Genomic DNA, 21,935 nt, shown 5'->3' on the forward strand with positions numbered 1-21,935 from the left:
TCCACTTTCCGGCAAAATAGTCTTAAGATTCGCGTGGCTTGATAGCCTCGCGAATCCCGTGTTCCTGGAGAATTTGAACTGATGGCGCTGTCGTCCATGACCGGCTTTGCGAGATGCCACGGCGCAAGCGGGCCGTATACGTTCGAATGGGAGTTGAAGTCGGTCAATGCCAAGGGCTTCGACTTGCGCGTGCGGCTGCCGCAGGGGTTTGATGAGCTCGAGGCCCATGCCAAGAAGCGCGCGGGCGAGCTGCTCTCGCGCGGCACCGTCTATGCCAATCTCACCGTCAAGCGCACCAATGCCGCCGCCACCGTCCGCATCAACGAGGACGTGCTCAACGCGGTGCTGAAGGCCGCCGCGCTGATCTCGGGGAAGGTCGACGCGGTGGCGCCGAGCATCGACGGCCTGCTCGCCATCAAGGGCGTCGTCGAGGTCGCCGAGCCCGAGGGCGACGAGGAGGAGGACAAGGCAGCGCGCACTGCTGCCGCCGAGGCCTTCGACAAGGCGCTCGACGAGCTCGTTGCGATGCGCAAGCGCGAGGGCACTTCGCTTGGGCAGATCCTGACCCAGCGCGTCGACGAGATCGAGCAGCTGGCGAAGAGAGCGGAGGCCGCGCCCGGCCGCAAGCCGGAGGCGATCAAGGCGAAGCTCGCTGAGCAGATCGCAGCGCTGCTCGACACCTCCGACCGTTTCGACTCCGACCGCCTGATGCAGGAGGCGATCCTGATCGCGACCAAGGCCGACATCCGCGAGGAGCTCGACCGCATCGCCTCCCACATCGCGCAGGCGCGCGAGCTGATCGGCAAGGGCGGCCCGATCGGGCGCAAGCTGGATTTCCTGGCGCAGGAGTTTCACCGCGAGGTCAACACCTGCTGCTCGAAGTCGAACGACATCGAGTTGACCAACACGGGCCTCGCCATGAAGAACGTGGTCGAGCAGTTCCGCGAGCAGGTACAGAATCTGGAGTGATCGATGACGACGGGCGGTCACGGAACTGACGGTGTCGAGCGGCGCGGATTGATGTTCGTGCTGTCCTCGCCATCAGGCGCGGGCAAGACGACGCTGTCGCGCATGCTGATCGACCGGATGCCGGGCTTGAAAATGTCGGTGTCTGCGACCACGCGCGCGATGCGGCCGGGCGAGGTCAACGGCAAGGACTATACGTTTGTCGACAAGGCGACGTTCGATGCCATGGTGAAGGCCGACGAACTGCTGGAATGGGCGACGGTGTTCGACAACAACTATGGTACGCCGCGCGGTCCCGTGGATGCGGCGTTGTCGGCCGGCCAGGACGTGCTGTTCGACATCGACTGGCAGGGCACCCAGCAATTGAAGCAGAAGGCGCGCGCCGACGTCGTCAGCGTCTTCATCCTGCCGCCCTCGGCGGCCGACCTCGAGAAGCGCCTGCATTCGCGCGCGCAGGATTCCGACGAGGTGATCCGCAAGCGCATGAGCCGCGCCAGCGACGAGATGAGTCACTGGGCCGAGTACGACTACATCGTGATCAACCACGCGGTCGACGAAGCCTTCGCCGAGGTGCAGTCGATCCTGAAGGCCGAGCGCCTCAAGCGCGAGCGGCGGATTGGCCTCGTAGGCTTCGTGCGAAGTTTGCAAGGTCAGCTTCAAGGTTAGGCCGCGACAGGCGCGGCCCTTCCTTCGCCAGCTGCTCCAGCATAGTCGTGATCGCGTCGACATCGACGGCATCGGTATCCCGACCTGCCGGCGCGTCATCGCGATCCGCCTCAATTTCGTTGGCGGCAAGCTTGGGTGCAGCAGCCCGATCGAACAACTTGATCTCGACCTTGTCGCTTCTGGACTCGACCGGTTTTGCGGCCGGAGCGACGGCACGTTGCCTGCGCGCGTCGATCAGCTCGATCTCGCGGCCGATCGCGGCGAGTTTCGTCACTTGTCTTGTCGGTTGCGGACGTGCCGCATCGAAGTCGATCGGGCGGGGCGGCTGGGCGGCGGCCGGCGGTGAATCGCGCCAGGGCGCGTGGCTTCCGTCATGGTCCTGCGGCGCCCAATCGTCCCAATGCCCGCGGCGGTCGGCGGCCCTGGCGCGGACGCGTCCGCCGGCGAAGCGGTAGATGACGCTGGCGAGGATGCCGGCGAGCGCCAGCGCACCGCCGATCACAAGCATCAGCATCTGCAGCGAACCGCCGGACTTGTCAGTCGTGCCATCGGCCGCGGGCGGGAGCGGAGCAGGGGATTTTGACAGCTTCGCGTTTGGCTGCGCGGCTGCTGCAACCGTGGTTTCCGCCGGCTGATGCGCTGGCGCGGTGGACGCTGTGGAGGCCTCGGGCCAGCGCGCGGTCACGGCCGGCTGCTGCGCGTTGGTTTCGGCGACGCTGCTCGGCGGCTGCGGCGCGACCGCGGGTGCATTCGCTGCAGCCGGCGCGGGCGCGGCCATGTTCGGCGTGCCCGCTGCGGCACTCGTCTGCGGCGCGATATATTCCGCGCGCGCGTTCTGCACGGCCTGCGGCGGTGCTGCATCCGGCTCGGATGTATCGGTCGTCGCCTGCGCGGTCTGTGCGGCTTTGCCGCCTGCGGCGCGCAGATACCAGCACTTGCGCTTCGTCGTGCGATCGAGGCGGTAGTACCAGTGCTGGCCCTGCGGCGTGGCATCCTTCGGCGAAGCCAGGCAGTCGGGCGCCGCGGCGGCCGTGCTCGATGGCGTCGGCGCGTTCTGCGATACCGCGGCCAATGGCGCGCCCGCGAGGATGCTGGCGACGAGGGTCGAAATGAACTTTGCGGCGCGGTTGCCCATCCTGGTCTCCCGGTTACGCATGACGCAACTCTCAACGAGCCCCTTCTCGTCAAAGACTTGGGTGGCAATGAGCCGCAAATCCGGAGAGGATGTGGCTTGAATCGGGCCTGCGCGACGTTCGTTCCGCCCCCGGATGAGACTCTCCGAACGTCACGATCAGAGTTCCACGCCACGACCTGAGCCGGTTGACACGATCATAAGTCAGTACTAATCATTATTAGTAACTTATGACAGGTCGAACAAGCGTGGCATGGGGCGGGGAGTGTCTATGGCTAAGGACAGCGCACAACTGGCCGCACTCGGCGATCCCACCCGCAGGCGGATCTTCGAGCTTGTCGGTGCACGGCCACGCACGGTCGCCGAGATCACGCGACAGCTGCCCGTGTCCCAGTCGGCCGTCTCACAGCATCTCAAGGTGCTGCGCGAATCCCGCTTGGTTCGTGCAGAGCCGAAGGGCGCCAGCAACGTCTATTACGTCGATCCGGCGGGACTCGGCCAGATGCGAGCCTGGCTCGACCGGTTCTGGAGCGACACGTTGGCCGCTTACAAACTAGCCGTCGAAAAACCATCGGAGGGATCCAGATGAACACACGTGTATCGATTGCGCCCGTCAAACATTCCATCGTCGTCGAGGCGCCGATCGAGCGCGCGTTCAAGGTCTTCACCGAAGACTTCGGCAGCTTCAAGCCGCGCGAGCACAATCTGCTCGCCGTTCCCATCGCAGAGACCGTATTCGAACCTCGGGTGGGTGGAAGCATTTATGATCGGGGGATCGACGGCAGCGAATGCCGCTGGGCGCGCGTGTTGGCGTTCGAACCACCCAATCGAGTCCTCTTGAGCTGGGACATCAGCCCGCGCTGGCAAATCGAGACCGATCCCGCCAAGACGAGTGAATGGGAGGTCCGGTTCATTGCGGAGACACCAAGCCGGACCCGCTTGGAGCTGGAGCACCGTCACCTCGATCGGCATGGCGAGGGCTGGGAAGGCGTCCGCAGCGGCGTTGACAGCGATCAGGGTTGGCCGCTCTATCTGCGGCAGTTTGCCGAACTGATTGCCGCCAAGCGTTGACGCCCTTCCTTCCGACGCCGCGTCATGACGAGGAGAGGCCCTGTCGGGCCTTGCTCCGATCGGGCCCGGAAACTTCTCACCTCCGCAGCCGTTATTTCGCGGCTGAGGAGACGTCATGCCGGTCAAGGATCAGATCAAGAACTTCGCCAAGAAGCTGGTAGAGGAGCAGCCCGATGCGGCGACGCTGCGGGGGCTGGTACGGGCCCGCAAGCCCACGGCCATGCACTTTCGCGATGACGGCATCGTGCCGAACCATCCGCGCTTCCCGGCGCTGCTCTATCGCGGCGCGGTGAAGCTGAACGGTCGGCGCTTTCCGCCCGAGGTCGTCATCGACACGCTGTTCGACACCCATGGCTGGGGCCGGTCGTGGCGCGACACCGTGTACGACTTCGTCCACTATCATTCGCAGATCCATGAAGTGATGGGCGTGGCGCGCGGCACGGCGAGGATCGAGTGCGGCGGGATCAAGGGCCGCATCCTGAAACTGAAAGCCGGGGACGTGCTGGTCCTGCCCGCGGGCACCGGCCACCGGCTGATCGAATCCAGCCGGGACTTTATGGTCGTCGGCGCCTACCCGCAGGACGGCACCTATGACGAGTGCACCGACACACGCCAGCGTCCCGACGCGGTCAAGCGCATCGCCAAGGTCCGCAAGCCGAAGACGGATCCCGTGCTGGGGAGCGGCGGACCGCTGCTCGCCGCGTGGCGGTCCGCTCAGCTTAGATAATCAGGCGAGAAATCCGCAAGTCTGCGCAGCTCGTCGGGCTGGAGCAGTTCGATCTCGCTGCCGTCCCAGGCGATCAACCCGCGATGCCTCAGCTCCTGGATGGTGCGGTTGACGTGGACGATCGACAGTCCGCAGGCGTCCGCGACGTGACGCTGCGTCATCGGCATCTGGAAGCAGTTGCGCTTGACGAGGCCGACGATCTCCAGCCTTGCCGCGAGCTCGCAGATGAGGTGCGCGACCTTGGGCAGCGCCGCCTGCGCGCCGAGGCGGGCGATCCATTGCCGCGAGATGGCCGCGTCGATCAGCGTCTCGCGCCAGAAGGCGCGGGTCAGGTGGATCGAGCTGTCGAGCAGCTGGCGGAGCTGGCTGTGGGCGACGGTGCCGACGATGGTCGGGCCGAGCCCCACGAGATCCGCGTCCATCGGCGAGACCAGCAGCGTGTGCAGGCATGGCATGTCGCCGGGAACATGGAAGGCGAGGGTCTGGCTGCGATCGCCGACGATGCGCGACTGGTAGAGGAAGCCGCTGACGACGAAGACGCAGCGGCTCGCGGCCTCGCCTTGGCGCAGCACGATCTCGCCATCCGCGACCTGGCGCAGCGTGGACGGCAAGCCCGCGATCTGGCGGCGCTCGTTGTCGGACAGGCCTTCGATCGTCTGCAGACGGACGATGAATTTCGGATGTGGCATGGGCCTCGCGTGCAGCTTCAGCCGTCCCGCGGCACGGACGCCTCGGCCAGGCGACGCGACAGTTTCGCAAGCGTCCAGTCGGAAACCGGCACGGAGCGGAACTCGCGGATGGCGCGAGCGAGCTCCTGATCCGACATCGGCCGGACCGGCTCCCTCAGCGTTCCCTTCAGCAAGGCGTCGCTGATGCTGTCCAGATGCTCGCCGGCATCGGATGCGAACAGGCGCCGGATGCGCTCCAGGAGAGTGGTGCTTTTCATGTTAAGGCCGGCTGGTCCGAATGGGGGGAATGGGGTGGCTGCGATCGATGCGTCGCAAGCCGGTTAGCAACCTGTGCTTCCGATCTGCGTTCTAGTCCGCTGAACGCAAGCCGGACGTATCATTTGATAGAACCGGCGCGATTTTTGGCGGCTCCATGGAAAAGGCTCACGACGTGCTGATACGGAACCTCGGCGAGCACACCGCGCTCGCAGAGGAGGATATTGGCGAAATTCGCGCGTTGACCTTCATGCTGCGCGATTTCGCAACCAATGAGGATTTCATCCGTCAAGGCGATGAGCCCGAGCATTCCGCTTTGGTCGTCTCCGGCATGGTTGCCCGCTATCACCTGCTCGGCAGCGGGCGGCGGCAATATCTGGCGTTCCATCTCACCGGCGATCTTCCGGATGCGCAGGGGTTGTTCATCGACCAGATGGATCACGGGCTCAGTGCGCTCGGGCCGGCGTCGGTGGCGTTCATCCCGCACCGCGAACTGTTCATCGCGTTCCGGCGGCGGCCGACCTTCGCCCTCGCGGTCTGGCGCGAGACGCTGCTCGATGCCGCGATCTTTCGCGAGGCCATCACCAACAACAGCGCCCGGCCGATGCAGACGCGCATGGCGCACTTGTTTTGCGAGCTGTTCTACCGCGCCCGCGCTGCGCAGCTGGTGCGCGGCAATCGTTGCCGCATGCCGATCAGTCTCACGCAACTCGGCGAGACGCTCGGCATGGCGATCGCGACGGTGAACCGGACGCTCGCCGATCTCAGGCGCAGCGGCGCGATGGATCTTCGTGATGGCGAGCTGGTCGTGCTGAAATGGCGCGAGCTGCAGCGGCTCGGCGATTTCAGTCCGACCTATCTGCATCTGAAGCGGCAGTCGCCGCCGCATGCGTGAGGCGGAGGCATCAACCCTCCGCGGGTGCCGCTCCACCGCGCACCTCGTGGAAATGCTTCTTCACCCAATCGTTACAGCAGCAGGCTCTCGCTTCGAGCGCTGCTGCGTCGAGGATCAGGATGGCGCCGCGGCGGGTCGCGAGGATGCGCCGCGCCTTGAACATCTGGATGACGCGGCTGGCATAGCTGCGGGAGACGCCCAGCATGCCGGCGAGCTGCTCGTGGGTGAGAGGAATCTCGGCTCCGCCGATATGTTCCTGCGCGGACATGATCCACTTGGCGGCCCGCTGCTCGATCGAATGCGCAGCGTTGCAAGCCGCAGTCTGCAAGAGCTGCGCGAACTGGCAGTCGGCATAGCGCGCGAAGGCCTCCTGGAGCGTCGCCGATCTCTGCTGCGCCTGCTCGAGCGCGCGCAACGGCAGCCGCACCAGGGTGCCGCCAAACTTCACGACCATGCGCGAATAGGCGAGCGAAGGGCTGGGGCCGGCGGCGATGCCGACCGCGCCCTCGCGCCCGACCAGCAGGCTTTCGACCTCGCGATCGTCCTCGACCGGCACGGCGAACGACACCAGCGCGGGACCGTATGGAAAATGCACCGCGGCAATGTCGTCGCCGGCGTGATGCAGGACCTGACTCGCCCCGACGTCGATCGGCTGGAGGTGAGGCGCGAGCAGTTCGAAATCCTGATGATTGAGCTGCCGGAGCAGATCGTTCTGGGGCCGACCGGTCACATTGCGTTCTCTTGGGCGGGCCGGGAATCGGCGCCAGCGGCAAACCTACGTTTCCGCGGCGGAACCGACGGTTCCAAAGTGCACACAACGGACTTTTGGGCGTCGAAAACTGGAGCACGACGTCGCGGGCTTCAGCGGGCTGGACGGCAGCGAGGATCGTCAGCCGCAGCGGGCTTCGCGATCTCCCGTCAGTCGGCCCTGTGCCGCAGCGGCGCGGTAAGCGTCGATCGCCCGGTTGGCGAGCATCAATTGCCGGCGCTCACCGGTTCGAAGCTGGGCCTCGATGGCGTCGAGCAGGAAGTTCGCGCTCGCGTCCGGCGGCCCGAGCTCGCCGCTCTTCTCGAGGCAGCTCCAGGCGATGAAGAATGCGCTTTCGACGGTGCAACGGATCGACATGCGCAGCCAACGCGGCGCGGCCGCAGGCGTTCCGTGCGGCGGGCGAGACTTGCATCGGACCCACCGCGCCGCGGTCAGTTCTTCAGGACGATGCGGCCGACGACCTTGCCGGCACGCAATTCGTCGATCCACTTCTGCACGTCGCCCATCGGCTCCTCGCGCATCGGCGTCGGCTTGATCTTGCCGGCGCGGGCGAGCGCCATCAGCTCGTGAGCCTCCGCGAGCGTGCCGACCATGAAACCTTCGATGGTCATGCGCTTGTAGACCCATTGCACCGTCGGCAGCGTGAACTGGCCGCCCATCAGGCCGGAGACCACGATCTTGCCGCCGCGCGCGGCAACGGCGACGGCAAAGGCCATCGACTTCTCGTTGCCGGCGAAATCGACGATCTCGTCGAAGCCGCCCTCGGTCTCCTTCAGGATGCGCTTGATCACGTCGGGCTCGGCCGGATCATAGGCCGCCGCCGCACCGTTCTTGAGGGCGGTCTCGCGCGCGGCCGGCGAGAGGTCGGCGACCGTGATCGGCTGCTTGAACATCGCCTGCGCGAACGACAGGCCCATCATGCCGACGCCGCCGAGGCCGATCAGCAACAGATTGCGCTGGCGCGGACGGTCGACCAGGCGCTTGAGCGCGCCATAGGCGGTGACGCCGGAGCACATCAGGGTGGCGGCCTGGTTGACGGGCAGGGGATCGTAGTCGAGCAGATATTTGGCGTCGGGGACCAGCACGTGGGTGGCGAAGCCGCCGTCGATGGAGACGCCAAGGAAGCGTTGCTTCACACAAAGGTTCTCGTCGCCATTGGCGCAGTCGCGGCACTGGCCGCAGCCGATCCACGGAAACACCGCCTTCTTGGTGCCGACGAGGCTGGCCGGAACGTCGGGGCCGACCTCGTCGACGACGCCCGCGATCTCGTGGCCGAGCGTGAAGGGCAGCGTCATGCCGCGCGTGGTGTCGAGCTTCTTGCCGCCGCCGAGATCGGCATAGCCGTCCTGGATGTGGAGATCGGAATGGCAGAGACCGCAGCGCTCGATGCGGACCAAGACCTCACGGCCCTGCGGCTTGGGCGTCTCGACGATGGTCTCGCACAGCGGCGCATCGAACTTGACCAGGGACTGCCGACGCATCAACGCCATTTTCTTTCCTCCGGAATTCTTGGTTACTCGGTTTCGCTGCGTATATCCGCCAATTCACGCGCCATGGCAACAAAGCCGGAGATGGGAATGGTCTCGGCGCGCCGCGTCGCATCGACGCCGGCGGCATGTGCAAGCCGCGCCGGATCGACATTCAGTGATTTCAAGCTTTGCCGCAGCATTTTCCGGCGCTGGCCGAAGGCGGCGGCGGCGACCTGTTCGAGCATCCTGCGATCGCAGGCAAGCGGCTCTGCGCGCGGCTTGAGGCGCACGACCGAGGAGGTGACCTTCGGCGGCGGCACGAAGGCGGATGGCGCAATGTCGAACAGGATCTTGGTCTCGCAGCGCCAATTGGCGAGCACGCCGAGCCGGCCATAGGCCTCCTCGTCCTCGCGCGCGACGATGCGCTCGCCGACCTCGCGCTGGAACATCAGCACCATCATCTCGTACCAGGGCGGCCAGGGCTCGGTAATGAGCCAGTTGATGAGAAGCTGGGTCGCAATGTTGTAGGGCAAGTTGGCGACGATCTTGGCGCGTTCGCCCGCGAGCAGCGGGCGTGGATCGAAGGTCATGGCATCGCCATGCACGATCTCGAGTCTGCCCGGGTAGCGCGCGGAAATATCCTGCAAGGCGGGGATCGCGCGCTCGTCGTGCTCGATGGCGATGACGCGGCGGGCGCCGAGCGCGAGCAGCGCCCGCGTCAACCCGCCCGGGCCGGGGCCGATCTCGACGATGGTGGAATCCTCGAGCGGCGCCGCCGCACGCGCGATGCGCGCGGTGAGATTGAGGTCCAGCAGGAAGTTCTGGCCGAGCGATTTGCGCGCCGACAGCGCGTGCTGGCGAATGACCTCGCGCAGCGGCGGGAGGTCGTCGATCGCGCTCATCAGCTTGTCGCAGCCGCCATGCGGCTGGCGAGCCGCAGCGCGGCGATCAGGCTCGCCGGATTGGCCTTGCCCGTGCCGGCGATGTCGAAGGCGGTGCCGTGATCGGGCGATGTGCGGATGAAGGGCAGTCCGAGCGTGACGTTGACGGCGTCGTCAAAGGCGACGGTCTTGATCGGGATCAGCGCCTGGTCGTGATACATGCAGACCGCGCAATCATAGGTCCGTCGCGCCGCCTCGTGGAACATGGTGTCGGCGGGCAGCGGCCCTCTGGCCTCGATGCCGTCGTTGCGCAGCGCTTTCAGCGCCGGGACGATGACGGTCTGCTCCTCGTGGCCGAGCGAGCCGTCCTCGCCGGCATGGGGATTGAGCCCGGAGACCGCGATGCGCGGCCTTGCGATGCCGAAGCGGGACTTCAGCTCGGTGGCGACGATGCGGACGGTCGAGACGATCAGCTCGCTGGTGAGCTCGCCCAGCGCATCGCGCAGCGAGACGTGGATGGTCACGGGCACGACGGCGAGCTGGGGCGACCACAGCATCATCACCGGCTGCGGCACGCGGCCGTTCTCCGCGGCGAGCTCGGCGAGGAATTCGGTATGGCCGGGATGACGGAAGCCGGCGCGGTAGAGCACGCTCTTGGCGATCGGGTTGGTGACGACGGCGCCGGCACGGCCCGCGCGCACGTCGAGGACCGCCTGCCGGATCGAGGCGAGCGCGGCCGGCGCGCTGGATGAATCGGGCTTGCCGGGCTCGGCGGTGGCGCGCTCGCCGGTCGCGACCACGGGCAAGGCGTCCGTGAACGCGGAACCCGCTTCACTGGGGCCCACCGCGGCGATCCTGATATCGGCGCCGAGCGCCTTGGCGCGGCGCGCGATCAGGGCCTCGTCGCCGAGCAGATAGAAGGCGGGCAGGTTCAGCTCGCCCCGCCTGAGCCAGGCCGCGATCGTGATGTCGGGGCCGATGCCGGCGGGCTCTCCCAGGGTGAGGGCAAGGGGCTTGGCTGCAAGGGGCTTGGTTGCAAGAGGCTTGGCTGCGGACTCGGTGGAGGGCTCTGAGAAGGGCTTGGCCATCAGCGGTTGCGATATTCGATCATCGCCGCCTTGCGCAGCTCGTCGAGATAGGCCTTCTGCGTCTTCTCGTACTTCTCCTGATACATCTTCTCGCGGACCTCACGCTTCTTCGGCGTGTCGATCATGGTCGGCTTGCGCGAGCACAGCACCACCATCTCGATGCCGTTCTTGGTCATCTCGGGCGCGGTCAGGCGGCCGATCGGGGTGTCGTCGAGCACCTTGCGCAGCGGCTCCGGCAGCTCCGCGGTGGTCTTGGTGACGGTGTCGCGGATGGTCGCGTTCGGGGTCGAGCGGAACAGCGAATTGGCCTCCTCGCAGCTCCCGACGCGGGCCCGATAGGACTCGGCTTCTTTCTTCCGGGTTTCCAGGAACGCCGCCGACGAGCCGCGCGGCACGATCAGCACGATCGGCTGCATCTTGTACTCGGTGCCCTCGATCTGAAGCTTTTCGCCGGTCTGCGCCTGCACGGCCTGCGCGACGTCGCGCTCGCCGACCAGCAGCTTCTCCTTGAAGCGGCCGCGCACGAGGCTGCCCCAGACCATCTCGGCCCTCATGCGGCTCTTCAGCGTCTCCGGGCGGACGCCCTTGGATTCGAGCGACTTGGTGAGCTGATCCGGCGTGATGCGCATGCGCTGCGCCATGCCGTCATAGGACTGGTTGATGTCGGACACGCTGGGATCGACACCGTATTTCTTGCCTTCCTTGATCTTGACCTTGTCGTCGATCAGCACGTTGATGACCTCCTGCCGGCTGGGGGTCTTCTGTGTCGACAGCTGGTCGAGCTTGATGCGCTGCTCGATGTCGAAATCGGTGATGGGATCGCCGTTGACCATCACGGCGATGTTCTGCGCGCGCGACGGCGAGGGCAGGGCGGCCAAGATCAGCCCGGCACCGATGGCGAGAAGGAGGCGGAAGACAGGCAATGGCGTCGTCATGATGTCGCTCGCATGTCGGCCGCGTTGAGATAGGGCAAACGCGGCCGGCACTTCAAACTATTTACTGGAGGCCGGTGGAACCGCTGGTCGTCGATGAGTTCGCCAGCGTGCGCAGGCCGATTTGGAACATGAACGCGTGGCTCAGCGTGGGCGGTGCGGTGCCCGCCGAATAGCTATACGAAGTTACGTAATTCGCCGCCAGCACGAAGCAATCGTCGACATAGCCGGCACCGAGCACATATTGGTTGATCTTGTTGGCCTCGAGGTCCCAGCGCGCCGAGCCCGACACCACCCAGTTGGTCGCAACCTTCAGCGAGCCCGTGGTCAGGATGCCCTCGCGGCGGGTCAGATAGCCCAGCTCCGGCTGCTCTGCGTAATTGCCGTACAACACGCTGACCGACCAGCGATTGAAGTTGGCGCGGCCTTCCGCCTCGAAGCGCTGCACGTTCCAGGTCTGCTCGTCCATGCGGGAGCGGACGCTGAACGTGTAGGTGCTGTTCGGCGAGTAGTTGGCGCTCGCAACGTAATCCGACCGCGGCTTGTCGAGGCCGGAGTTCAGGCCGGTATTGATGGCATCCTGCACCGTGAAGGAGTTCAGGCCGAAGAGGTGGTAGGACTGGCCGAACAGCACCTTGACGGCGCCGCCCCTGTCGAACTGCGTGGTGGACTGCACGCCGACATTGGCGCGGCCGCCGCCCTCGACGCGGTCGTAGCCGGAGAACTTGTCGACGCTGAACAGGTTCGAGGCGTCGAACACCAGGCTCTGGGCGTCCTCGTTCGGCAGCCTGCCGGCATAGGTCTCGTTCGGCCGGATGATGATCTGCGCGATCGGCTCGAGGGTGGTCGAGCCCCAGGGCTGAACGTTGATGAATGGATAGCGGTACTCCAGGCCCACGGTCGGCATCAGGCGGAACGCCTCGGTGTCGCCGACGGGCAGGTAGTTCGACACGCCGGGCTGGTTGGAGACCGAGGACCTGATCGCGTCGGCACGCAGACTCGCGAACGGCGTCCAGATCTGGCCGAACGGGTCGGTGAAGGACTTGCGCCACTGCGCTTCCGCGGTGAGGCGGGTGTAGGTGCCGGGGAAGCCGCGCAGCAGGCACTGCGAGGGCATCCGCGCCAGCGGATCGGCCGATGCCGTGGTGCACAGGCTGTTGGTGTTGGCGAGCGTCGTGATCGGGTCGAACACCGCATCGTCGCGCGACAGGTTCACGAAATTGGTCTTGTAGCTGACCTCGCCGCCGAAGACGGGATAGTTGAGCACGTTGGAATAGTCGATCACCGGGTAGACGATCGGCACCTGGCTCTGGTTGCCCGAATAGCTCAGCCAGTACATCGTGCGCGCATCGAAGAAGCTGCGGTTGCCGACGCCGGTCAGATAGAGCTGCGACAGCGCTTCCGTCGGCAGCAACAGGAACGAGCCGAGCGGATCGCGGTACTGATAGAGCCGGTAGTCCGAGAAGAAGTAGTAGTCGGACATCAGCACGCCGTCCCAGCCCCAGACCCATTTGTCGTTGAGGGCGAACTGACCCTTGGTGTCGATGGCGCCGCGGAACTCGCGGTCGCCGGGCAGCCCCGCGAATGCTCCGGGATCGAGCTGGTAGATGCCGTAGGCACGGATCTGGTAGGCGCCGTCGATCAGGCGCTGGCGGAATTCGCCCTGCACCAGCGCGCCTTGCCGCGACAAGAAGCGCGGGGTGATGGTCGCGTCCATGTCGGGCGCAATCGCCCAGTAATAGGGAACCTCGACGCCATAGCCCGTTCTGTCCGTGCCGGAAATATAACCCGGCATCAGGAAGCCGGATTTACGCTTCACGGTCGGGTCGGGCGTCGAGAAATAGGGCATGTAGGCGAGCGGCACGCCGAAGAACTCGATCTGTGCCGTCTCGAAATACAGCATCTTCTCCTGCTGGTCGTGGATGATGCGGGCACCCTTGACCTGCCACAGCGGCGGCTTCTTCGGATCGTCCTTACACGGCGCGCAGGCCGTGTAGACGCCGTTCTCGAACACCGTGTAATTGCCGCTGGAGCGGTCGGCGCGGCTCGCGGCCATGCGGGTCTGGTCCGCCGTGTCCACGCGCAGCGAATCGACGAAACCGTCGCGGTAATCGTCGGAGAGATCCAGGATCTCGGCATAGGTGATCTTGCCGTCGGCATCCGTCATGCGGATGTTGCCCTCGGCATGCAGCCGCTTGGTCTTCTGGTCGTAGATGACCCGGTCGGCCTCGACGCTGGTGCCGTTGTAGAACAGCTGCACGTTACCGACCGCGGAGACGCGCGAGTTGTTGTAGTCGTAGTTCACCTCGGTGGCCTGAACCAGCATCTGGTTGTCGTTGGGGGCCTTTGGCGGCTTCGCACGCGGCGGCAGCGGATTGTAGGTGAAGCTCTGGGCCTTCGCCGGCGCCACGGCGGCAGCGTCGATCAAGCCGCCGAGCGAGGCAGCCGCGACGGCGGCAATCAGGAGCCTGCGGACGGACAAGTCGCGCCCGTTCGCGCGCACCCATGTGCGCCGCGTCAAACGAGACACGTGCCCTCGGCGGACGGCAGTCACTATCCGTCCTCCTGATAGAGCAAGGCCAAAAAGCCGGTGAGGCCGCCCACCACAACGGGCAACCACGCCGCAGCGATCGGATGCATCAACTCAGCCTTGCTCAAGTCCTCAGTTACTTTCGACAGAACGTAGAGCAGAAAGCCTGCGCCCACGCCACTCAAAACCATCTTCTGCACGCCGCCCATCCGGAAGAAGCGCAACGACACGGAGGCCGCGAGCATCACCATGGCTGCGAGCAAAAACGGCTGCGCCAGAAGCTTCTGATACTGGAGTCGGTATCCCGCTGTCGCGAAGCCCGAGCTTTCGGAGGAGCGGATGTAGCTCGGTAGTTGCCAAAAGGACACAGTCTCGGGGGTGGAAAAGCTGTTGCGGACCTGCGCCTCGGTCAGCGTGGTCGGAATCTCCAGGGTGGCCTGGTCGATCGGCGGTCCGTCCAGCGAGAAGCGGCGGACGCCCTTGAACAGCCAGCGGCCGGCATCCAGCGTCGCCTCGCGCGCCTCGACCCGCTCCTTGAAGTGCTGGTCCTGGTCGAACCGGAACAGCGTCAGCCCGGTCAGCCGGATGCCCTGCTGCTCGCTGCGCGCCGCATTGATGATGGTCTGCCCGTCGCTGGTCATCTGGTTGAGCCAGAAGCCGGAGGCGTCCTGGATGCCGCCGCCGGGTGCGGAGCCGAACAGCTCGGCCTCCATGCGCTTGGACAGCTCGCGCAAATTGGCCGACATCGGATTGTAGGCGACGGTGGCGATCACGCCGATCAGGAGCGCGCTGCCGAGCGCGGGCGCGATGAACTGCCAGGCGGAGATGCCCGCGGCGCGCGCCACCACGAGCTCGAGCCGGCGGGAGAGGGCGAGATAGCAGGTCATGGCGCCGATCAGCATGCAGAACGGCGTCAGCTTCTCCAGGAGCTGCGGCACCCGGAACAGCGAGGTCTCGGCCACCATGATCGCGGAGGCGGATGCAAGGCCCGAGGTCTTGCGCACCATCTCGATGTAGTCGACCAGCACCAGCAGCAGGAAAATGCCGCCGAAGACGCCGAGCGCCGCGACCACGAAGCGGCCGGCGAAATAGCGCCCCAGTGTGTTGGTGAGCATGCTCATGCGGTGGCCGGACGTCCGAACAGCCGTGCGATCCGTGCGTTCGACCGGTTGATGGCCTCCATCAGGCCGGGAGGCGGCTCGACCACGACACCGCGGATGATCATCCACAGCCCGACGCCGATGGCGCCGAAAACCATCGCATATTGAGCCAGCACCGCGCCCGGCGACTTCACCGTCATCACCGAGCAGGCGAAACCGGCCATGCGCAGGCCGAACACCGCCACGATCGAGGAGGCGATGGAGAAGTTGCGGCTCTGGCGAGTGGTGCGCGGCGCTCCGAGAAAGGCAAAGGTCAGCACCGCAAAGGCGAACGGATACATCGGCGCGAGCAGGCTGTCATGCAGGGCCGCGCGGAACTGCCCTGGAATCTGCTTGTAGACGGGATCGTTGTCGGATGGCGAGAACAGCTCCCAGAGATAGCGCTCACGGATGCCGAGGGTGACGTCGCGGCCCTTGGCGAATTTCGACATGTCGAAGCCGTAGCGGCCGAAGGCCACGAGCGCCGGATCGCGCTTGCCCGCCTCGAAGCGCTGGAGATTGCCGGTTTCCAGCACCAGGAACGAGCCGGTCTCGTTCTTCACGACCTCGCCGTGCTCGGCGACGATCGAGACGCGCTCGTTCGGATCGCGGCGGTCGTCGATGAAGATGCCGGCGAGGATGCCGCCCGGTTGGCGTTCGCGAATCCGGATCGTGAGGTTCTCGTCGAGCCGGGCGAAGCGGCCGGGCTGCAGGATGTTGGTGAGCACGTCCGCGGTGATCTCGGCATCCCACTGCTTGATGCGCCGCATCCCGTCTGGGGCGAGATAGGCCGCGATGAAGGCGACCAGCAGCGCCACCACGCAGGTGGCATAGAAGAACGGAACGAACAGCCGGATCGGCGAGAAGCCGGCGGCATTCATCACGATGATCTCGGAATCGGTCGCGAGCTTGTTCAGTGTGTGCGAGATCGCGATCATCAGCGCGATCGGCGAGATGATCAGGACCAGGGCCGGGATCACGAGGCTGGTGATGCCGAGGAAGGTGAGGATGGTCTGACCCTGGCTCGTCATCAGGTCGATGCCGCGCAACGCCTGCGTAATCCAGATCACGCCGGTTAGGCTGACCAGGACCAACGCAAACGACGCCAGCGTCGTGCGGAAGATATACCTATCGATCGACCCCATGCGCTACCGCACGAATTCCCACCAAGCCCCAATTCCGATCGGAATTCCGGCTGCCCAACCAATCCCCGATCAGGGGATCCCCAAGGTCGGCCAACAGCTCTTCCGCCAGTTCATCCTCTCACTACCATCCCTTTGATCCGTCAACAAAATGGCTGCCCCGTGGCACCCTCATCATATGGTTAATATTTCGCTGTTGTGGCGTGGGGGCCACGGCGGAGCTTGGCATCTGCCGGGCGGGTGGCCCATAGTGGGGGACGCCTCAGTGAATCGCCGTTCAGCTGCGGTTGTGGCTGGAACGCCCGAACGACGAAAAGCCCCATCTTTTGGAGGAGTTATCCATGTCCGATGCCATCAAGGTCGGCTTTGTCCCGCTGTCTGCCGCCCCTCGTGGCATCCTGGTCGTGTTCTGCGACGACGGCCTGAAGCTCGGTCCGGCGACGGTCAAGGCCCTCGGCGGCGCTGCCGAGATTGTGAAGCGCGCGGCGGCTGCGGCCGCCTTCAAGGGCAAGAGTGGTGCTGCGCTGGACATTCTGGCGCCGGAGGGGGTGAAGGCGACCCGGCTGATCGTGATCGGCGCCGGCAAGGCGACCGGCCTCAAGGCCAACGATTTCCTCAAGTTCGGCGGGGTGGCGGCCAGCAAGCTGCCCGCCGGCACCAGCGCCATGACCATCCTGGCGGAGCTGCCGGGTGGCGCCCTGACCAGCGAGCAGGCGGTTGCGATCGCCTCGGGCCTGCGCTTACGCGCTTACAAGTTCGATCGCTACAAAACCAAGAAGAAGGACGGTGAGGAGGGCGGCGCGCGCGCCGACGTCTCGCTTGCGGTCGGCGATGCCGGTGCGGCGAAGAAAGCGTTCGCCGCGGCCGGCCATGTCGTCGACGGTGTGATCATCGCACGCGACTTCGTCAACGAGCCGCCGAACGTGCTTTTCCCGGAGGAGTTCGCCCGCAGAGCGGGTCAGCTCCGCAAGCTCGGCGTCAAGGTCGAGGTGCTCGACGTCAAGGCGATGCAGAAGCTCGGCATGGGCGCGCTGCTCGGTGTCGGCCAGGGCTCGGCGCGGCCGAGCCGCACCGTGATCATGCGTTGGGACGGGGCCAAGAAGGGCGAGGCCCCCATCGCCTTCGTCGGCAAGGGCGTCTGCTTCGACACCGGCGGCATCTCGATCAAGCCGGCCGGCAGCATGGAGGACATGAAGGGCGACATGGGCGGCGCGGCCTGCGTCGTCGGCCTGATGCATGCGCTCGCCGCGCGCAAGGCGAAGGTCAACGCGGTCGGCGCCATCGGCCTCGTCGAGAACATGCCCGACGGCAACGCGCAGCGGCCGGGCGACATCGTCACCTCGATGTCCGGCCAGACCATCGAGATCATCAACACCGACGCCGAGGGCCGCCTCGTGCTCGCCGACGTGCTTTGGTACGTCGCCAAGAAGGTGAAACCGAAATTCATGGTGGACCTTGCGACGCTGACCGGCGCCATCATGGTGGCGCTCGGCACCGAGCATGCCGGCATGTTCTCCAACAACGACGAACTGGCCGACCGGCTGCTCACGGCAGGCATCGAGAGCGGGGAGAAGGTCTGGCGCATGCCGCTCGGCCCGGAATACGACAAGCTGATCGATTCCCAGTTCGCCGACATGAAGAACACCGGCGGCCGCCATGGCGGCTCGATCACCGCCGCGCAGTTCTTGCAGCGCTTCGTCGACGGCGTGCCCTGGGCCCATCTCGACATCGCCGGCACCGCCATGGGCGCGCCGAAGACCGACATCAACCAGAGCTGGGGCAGCGGCTACGGCGTTCGCCTGCTGGACCGCCTGGTCGCCGACCATTACGAGCGCAAATGACCCGACATGACTGAAGTGCTGTTTTACCATCTGCAAAACATGACGGTGGAGAATGTGTTGCCGCCGCTTCTCGAGAAATCGCTCGAGCGCGGCTGGCGCGTCGTGGTGCAGTCGACCTCGGAGGAACGCGCCGATGCGCTCGACTCGCACTTGTGGACCTATCGCGACGATTCATTCCTGCCGCACGCGACATGGCGGGTGAACGATGTGGCCGACCAGCCGATCGTGCTGGCGATCGAGGGCGGCAATCCCAACGGGGCCAATGTCCGCTTCCTGGTCGACAACGCCGCGCTGCCGGAGGACGCGCAGGGCTATGAGCGCATGGTGCTGCTGTTCAACGGCGACGATCCCGACGCGCTTGCGCTCGCCCGCACCGCCTGGACGGATTGCAAGGCGCGGGGATTTGATGTCACCTATTGGCAGGCCGACGACCGCGGCCGGTGGCAGAAGCGCAGTTAGCCGCAATTAATGATAATTTGCACTTTTCGGGCGATGCTGGCTTCGGCCACCTTCATGCCGCAAAGGGATGTTGGGACAATCGCTTAGGGCTGGTCCTTCACGTGGGGAATTCGTTTATCGTGCGACATCAAAAGCTTCCCGGCTCGCTCTTGATTGCGTTGGCTGCCGTAGCACCGCTGGTCGCGGGCTGCGCGGGCGGGGCCGATTTGCTGTCGAAGGATGCCGAATGGTTCCAGAAACCCGGCCGCCTCTTCATCAAGAACATCTCGATCGAATCGCCGCCGCTGACCCCCGACAAGCCGGTGCGGGCTGAGGATCTCGTCAGCGCCGACGGCGCCTGTCCCGGCATGGCGCCGCCGCCCGGACCGGCCGATGCCAATGCCTCGACGACGCCCGCGCCGATCGGCGGCACGGTCGCGCTCGGCCACACCGAATGCGACGTGGTGCGCGGCATCGGCGCGCCCTCGACCGTCAACCTGTCCAACGACGCTGGCGGCCGCCGCGTCGCCGTCGTCACTTGGACCACTGGTCCGCGCGCCGGCATCTACACGTTCACCGCCGGACGTCTGTCCTCGATCGAAGGCAATCCGGACCCGCAGCCGGTGCCGAGGGCGGCCAAGGGGAAGAAGAAGCAGGCATAGGCGGGGATCACTTCCGCAGCAGTGAAAGAATCTTCGCGGATCGGCTTGGTGCTCAAGCGATCAGGCTCGCGAACGCGGAAACGGCCCTTCATCTTGAGGCCGTCACGCATGTTGAGACCGAGCAGAACGATGTTCGCTGCTCCGGCGGCCAGCTCGAGAGCCTGCACGGCGTAGAACGTGGTGTCGAACTCCGCGGCCTTCGCCTTGGAGGCAAGAAACAACGCGGCGGGAATCAGAATCAGGATGCCGTTGCCGGCAATGAACGGCATGCGTTTGATCTTCGCACCGATCAGGCCGGCGCGCCGCTGCTTTGCCAGGACGAATCCCGAGCCTCCCGTCGCCGCAAGCATCGGAATGAGCAGCAGGAAGCCCCACGGTATGGCGGTCTTCACCATGGCTATGGTCTCGTGTGACGCAAACAGCTCGGTGAGAGCCGTGGAAAGCCAGAAAGTCGCAATGGTGATCAGTGCGACCGCTCCCGCGACTGGGTGGATGATCTTGGTCATGGGTCTGCCGTTTTCGAAGCGAGCTACGCGACGCAGATGCCGGGCACCGCGACTTTCTGGAACAGGTGCGGGGAGGCGACCGCGGATGCAGGGTAAGCCGAGATCTTCGACCTGAACTCGGGGTGCGTGAACGCAGCCCGGAAGTCGGCATTCGTCTGCCAAACTGCGTAGTTCAGATACGTGGGGCTTTCGCCGATCGCCCGATGAAGTTGGGTGGAGATGAAGCCGGGCTGCCGCTTCATGAAGGCGGCATCGTCCTGCCAGACCTGGAGAAAGCTTTGTTCGTCGGCCTTGTCGAGCGTGAACAGATTCACCAGCACCAAAGGGCCGGTGTCGATGCCGAGCTGACGCTCGATGGGAAAGTCAGGGTCCAGTGGGCGTAAGCGTGCCATGACGAACTCCGTCGAGATGGTTTTATGATGTCAATATGGTACTATATGCAATCTAGTAATTTGACATCATGATGTCAATAACTGTCTATGGTGACGGATGCGGAAATCCCAACGGACGCCGGCCGGCGATGCCCTGACGAACCTCATGCTTGACTTGTTCCGGCTGAACAGCCTGCTCCTGACCGCAGGGGACCGTTTGGTGGCCCCGCTCGGGCTCACCAGCGCCCGCTGGCAGATTCTCGGCGCCATCGTGCAGGCAGAGCGACCGCAGCCGGTAGCCTGGCTCGCCCGCGATCTCGGCGGCAACCGCCAGAACGTGCAGCGGATCGTCAACGACCTCCATGCGGAAGGCCTCGTTGCCTTCGAGGCCAATCCGCATCACCGCCGCGCACAGCTCGTCGTCCTCACCGACAAGGGGCGGCGCGCTTTCGACGCCGCCATGGCTTTGCAGATGCCGTGGGTCAACAGCCTTTCCGAAGGGCTTGCGGTCAAGGATCTGCAAACGGTTCATCGCATCGTCGCGGCACTGCGGACGAAGCTCGAGAGCGAAGCCGAGGCGCAGACGTGAGGTGGGCGATGGCGAGGCCGTGTGCAGGTCGCATGTCCTCCATCGAAGGCAATCCGGACCAGCAGCCGATGCCGAGGGCAGCCAAGTCCGAAGAGGAAGCAGACGTAAGGTAACGGCTACGGCCGTCCCTTCATTGCATCTTCGAACAACAGGATCTGACCGCTCAGTCCCCTGAATGTAGTTTTCTCGGGCCAAATTTTCTCGAGCTCGCCGAGCAGATGGCGGGTGAGCGGCTTCCAGTCCCAACCCGACCTTAGAGAATAGATGCTGAGGGTCATGCCTTCATCCGCACGAGTAGGATGGATACGAGCGAGCCACGGCTCGTCGTCCACGCTGATGCTGATTCCGGCATCGTTGCACAGGCTTACGCTCCGCCATATGACGTTTCCATCCTGGCTGTGTACGTCGCGCCGAATTGATAGCGCTTGCGCTTGACCGAAGTCGGCGAAGGTTTGCTCGAGTTTTTTCCATTCTTCGGGCGGCACCCTTAGATTTGCATGGACTTGTAGTCGGACGGGCGTGCGGCTGTCCCGGAAGAGATTGTGGCAGCTTTTGTCTCTTACGACGACCGGCAGGACGAAGACGCCGCATGTCAGAAGGACGGCTGCAGAAACGACACGCCATGATCGTTCATCAGACCCGGATATTCGTATGGCGGCCCAAAAGGTGAGGCCGCCAACAAGGCCCAACGAACCCAGGAGTCCTAAGGTGCTGACGTACTCGATCCAACCAAACGGGGGTGGTGCGCCGTTGAACCAATTGATCGTTGTCGGCGTGCCGCCACCGATCATGGAAATCAATGCTAGGACTCCGAATGGCATTGCCCCGACGGCGAAACCTCCGAGAGCGCAGGCCGCAATCCCGACGTGCGATCGCTTGCGGCTGATGAGAAGATAGAGGGGAAGACCGAGCAGCACTGCGTGCGCCGTTGCGACCATGAACGTCGTCATGGTCAGGTTCAGGCCTTGCGTGATCACGACGATATTGATCGTCTCTTCGATCTGCATGAAAGATGGGATGACGAACGCAATGGTCGCAGCGAACGCCGCAAGTAGAGCCGCAGCCAATAGATGCAAATGCCGCTGAAATCGCATGTCGAGTGGTGGACCAGATTGTCGTGATCCCACAACTGACAACTTAAAGCATGATGCGGAAAAAGGGCGAAGCGGTTTTCCGG

At 65.0% G+C, this 21,935-nt stretch carries 24 protein-coding genes and 1 pseudogene; 10 read left to right on the plus strand and 15 right to left on the minus strand.

Annotation, left to right across the window (positions count from 1 at the left end):
* The first annotated feature begins 81 nt into the window (after positions 1-81).
* The gene (locus tag I6F28_RS15505; protein ID WP_109144007.1) at positions 82-969 is read left to right on the plus strand and encodes a YicC/YloC family endoribonuclease; all 888 of its coding nucleotides are present in this window, start codon (positions 82-84) and stop codon (positions 967-969) included.
* A gap of 3 nt (positions 970-972) precedes the next feature.
* Entirely contained in the window at positions 973-1,632 is a 660-nt protein-coding gene (gene gmk, locus I6F28_RS15510; protein ID WP_057028965.1) for a guanylate kinase, read from the plus strand.
* Here gmk and I6F28_RS15515 read toward each other — a convergent pair.
* Positions 1,565-2,767, minus strand: coding sequence for a hypothetical protein (locus I6F28_RS15515; protein ID WP_225140261.1), 1,203 nt, complete (start codon positions 2,765-2,767; stop codon positions 1,565-1,567). The two genes, gmk and I6F28_RS15515, sit on opposite strands and share 68 nt — an antisense overlap.
* 268 nt (positions 2,768-3,035) lie before the next feature.
* Here I6F28_RS15515 and I6F28_RS15520 point away from each other — a divergent pair, with 268 nt between their 5' ends.
* From I6F28_RS15520 to I6F28_RS15530, 3 genes are all read left to right on the plus strand, one after another.
* Positions 3,036-3,353 carry an ArsR/SmtB family transcription factor gene (locus I6F28_RS15520; protein ID WP_036000689.1) on the plus strand — a complete coding sequence of 106 codons (318 nt, stop codon included), beginning with the start codon at positions 3,036-3,038 and terminating at the stop codon, positions 3,351-3,353.
* A complete protein-coding gene (locus I6F28_RS15525) occupies positions 3,350-3,835 on the plus strand; it encodes an SRPBCC family protein (RefSeq protein WP_036000685.1) in 486 nt (161 codons plus the stop codon). Before I6F28_RS15520 ends, I6F28_RS15525 begins: the two co-directional genes overlap by 4 nt.
* A gap of 115 nt (positions 3,836-3,950) precedes the next feature.
* Positions 3,951-4,562, plus strand: a complete 612-nt coding sequence (locus I6F28_RS15530) for a cupin (RefSeq protein WP_225140262.1) — start codon at positions 3,951-3,953, stop codon at positions 4,560-4,562.
* Here the strand turns inward: I6F28_RS15530 and I6F28_RS15535 are convergent.
* On the minus strand, positions 4,550-5,251 hold the full coding sequence (locus tag I6F28_RS15535; protein ID WP_225140263.1) for a Crp/Fnr family transcriptional regulator: 702 nt from the start codon (positions 5,249-5,251) through the stop codon (positions 4,550-4,552). The genes I6F28_RS15530 and I6F28_RS15535 overlap by 13 nt on opposite strands.
* Positions 5,252-5,268: 17 nt before the next feature.
* A complete protein-coding gene (locus tag I6F28_RS15540) occupies positions 5,269-5,508 on the minus strand; it encodes a hypothetical protein (protein WP_036000675.1) in 240 nt (79 codons plus the stop codon).
* 155 nt (positions 5,509-5,663) lie between these two features.
* On the opposite strand from I6F28_RS15540, the gene I6F28_RS15545 reads away from it, so the two are divergent.
* A complete protein-coding gene (locus I6F28_RS15545) occupies positions 5,664-6,401 on the plus strand; it encodes a Crp/Fnr family transcriptional regulator (RefSeq protein WP_036000673.1) in 738 nt (245 codons plus the stop codon).
* Positions 6,402-6,411: 10 nt separating this feature from the next.
* On the opposite strand, the gene I6F28_RS15550 is transcribed toward I6F28_RS15545, so the two are convergent.
* From I6F28_RS15550 to lptF, 9 genes are all read right to left on the minus strand, one after another.
* Positions 6,412-7,131, minus strand: coding sequence for a Crp/Fnr family transcriptional regulator (locus I6F28_RS15550; RefSeq protein ID WP_225140264.1), 720 nt, complete (start codon positions 7,129-7,131; stop codon positions 6,412-6,414).
* A gap of 159 nt (positions 7,132-7,290) precedes the next feature.
* Complete coding sequence (locus I6F28_RS15555; protein WP_036022716.1) at positions 7,291-7,527, minus strand: hypothetical protein; 237 nt, start codon at positions 7,525-7,527, stop codon at positions 7,291-7,293.
* A 74-nt stretch (positions 7,528-7,601) separates the two neighbouring features.
* Positions 7,602-8,660: an alcohol dehydrogenase gene (locus tag I6F28_RS15560; protein WP_225140265.1), complete on the minus strand. Its 1,059-nt coding sequence runs from the start codon at positions 8,658-8,660 to the stop codon at positions 7,602-7,604.
* A gap of 23 nt (positions 8,661-8,683) precedes the next feature.
* Positions 8,684-9,541, minus strand: coding sequence for a 16S rRNA (adenine(1518)-N(6)/adenine(1519)-N(6))-dimethyltransferase RsmA (gene rsmA, locus I6F28_RS15565; protein WP_225140266.1), 858 nt, complete (start codon positions 9,539-9,541; stop codon positions 8,684-8,686).
* Positions 9,541-10,608, minus strand: coding sequence for a 4-hydroxythreonine-4-phosphate dehydrogenase PdxA (pdxA, locus tag I6F28_RS15570; RefSeq protein WP_225140267.1), 1,068 nt, complete (start codon positions 10,606-10,608; stop codon positions 9,541-9,543). Before pdxA ends, rsmA begins: the two co-directional genes overlap by 1 nt.
* Positions 10,608-11,543 (minus strand): peptidylprolyl isomerase family protein, encoded by a 936-nt coding sequence (locus tag I6F28_RS15575; protein ID WP_036000650.1) that lies wholly within the window; start codon positions 11,541-11,543, stop codon positions 10,608-10,610. Before I6F28_RS15575 ends, pdxA begins: the two co-directional genes overlap by 1 nt.
* A gap of 61 nt (positions 11,544-11,604) precedes the next feature.
* Positions 11,605-14,043: an LPS assembly protein LptD gene (lptD, locus tag I6F28_RS15580; RefSeq protein ID WP_524536105.1), complete on the minus strand. Its 2,439-nt coding sequence runs from the start codon at positions 14,041-14,043 to the stop codon at positions 11,605-11,607.
* A gap of 50 nt (positions 14,044-14,093) precedes the next feature.
* Positions 14,094-15,191 carry an LPS export ABC transporter permease LptG gene (gene lptG / locus I6F28_RS15585; protein ID WP_225140269.1) on the minus strand — a complete coding sequence of 366 codons (1,098 nt, stop codon included), beginning with the start codon at positions 15,189-15,191 and terminating at the stop codon, positions 14,094-14,096.
* Positions 15,188-16,354, minus strand: a complete 1,167-nt coding sequence (gene lptF, locus I6F28_RS15590) for an LPS export ABC transporter permease LptF (protein WP_225140270.1) — start codon at positions 16,352-16,354, stop codon at positions 15,188-15,190. Before lptF ends, lptG begins: the two co-directional genes overlap by 4 nt.
* A 338-nt stretch (positions 16,355-16,692) precedes the next feature.
* Between lptF and I6F28_RS15595 the strand changes: the two genes are divergently transcribed.
* The 3 genes from I6F28_RS15595 (at position 16,693) to I6F28_RS15605 (ending at position 19,292) form a co-directional block, all read left to right on the plus strand.
* A complete protein-coding gene (locus tag I6F28_RS15595) occupies positions 16,693-18,192 on the plus strand; it encodes a leucyl aminopeptidase (protein WP_225140271.1) in 1,500 nt (499 codons plus the stop codon).
* Positions 18,193-18,198: 6 nt separating this feature from the next.
* Complete coding sequence (locus tag I6F28_RS15600) at positions 18,199-18,651, plus strand: DNA polymerase III subunit chi (protein ID WP_057028976.1); 453 nt, start codon at positions 18,199-18,201, stop codon at positions 18,649-18,651.
* A gap of 158 nt (positions 18,652-18,809) precedes the next feature.
* A complete protein-coding gene (locus tag I6F28_RS15605; RefSeq protein ID WP_081494469.1) occupies positions 18,810-19,292 on the plus strand; it encodes a hypothetical protein in 483 nt (160 codons plus the stop codon).
* A 62-nt stretch (positions 19,293-19,354) separates the two neighbouring features.
* Here the strand turns inward: I6F28_RS15605 and I6F28_RS15610 are convergent.
* Together I6F28_RS15610 and I6F28_RS15615 are read right to left on the minus strand one after the other, a co-directional pair.
* Positions 19,355-19,798 (minus strand): annotated as a pseudogene (locus I6F28_RS15610) (hypothetical protein); the annotation flags it as partial.
* A 23-nt stretch (positions 19,799-19,821) separates the two neighbouring features.
* Positions 19,822-20,190 carry an antibiotic biosynthesis monooxygenase family protein gene (locus tag I6F28_RS15615; RefSeq protein WP_036000602.1) on the minus strand — a complete coding sequence of 123 codons (369 nt, stop codon included), beginning with the start codon at positions 20,188-20,190 and terminating at the stop codon, positions 19,822-19,824.
* Positions 20,191-20,287: 97 nt separating this feature from the next.
* Between I6F28_RS15615 and I6F28_RS15620 the strand changes: the two genes are divergently transcribed.
* Positions 20,288-20,758 carry a MarR family winged helix-turn-helix transcriptional regulator gene (locus I6F28_RS15620; protein ID WP_109143994.1) on the plus strand — a complete coding sequence of 157 codons (471 nt, stop codon included), beginning with the start codon at positions 20,288-20,290 and terminating at the stop codon, positions 20,756-20,758.
* Between the two features lie 116 nt (positions 20,759-20,874).
* Here I6F28_RS15620 and I6F28_RS15625 read toward each other — a convergent pair whose 3' ends face one another.
* Positions 20,875-21,765: a hypothetical protein gene (locus tag I6F28_RS15625; protein ID WP_225140272.1), complete on the minus strand. Its 891-nt coding sequence runs from the start codon at positions 21,763-21,765 to the stop codon at positions 20,875-20,877.
* Between the last annotated feature and the right edge of the window lie 170 nt (positions 21,766-21,935).

The organism is Bradyrhizobium sp. NBAIM14 (assembly GCF_020193895.1).
Lineage (GTDB): Bacteria > Pseudomonadota > Alphaproteobacteria > Rhizobiales > Xanthobacteraceae > Bradyrhizobium > Bradyrhizobium yuanmingense.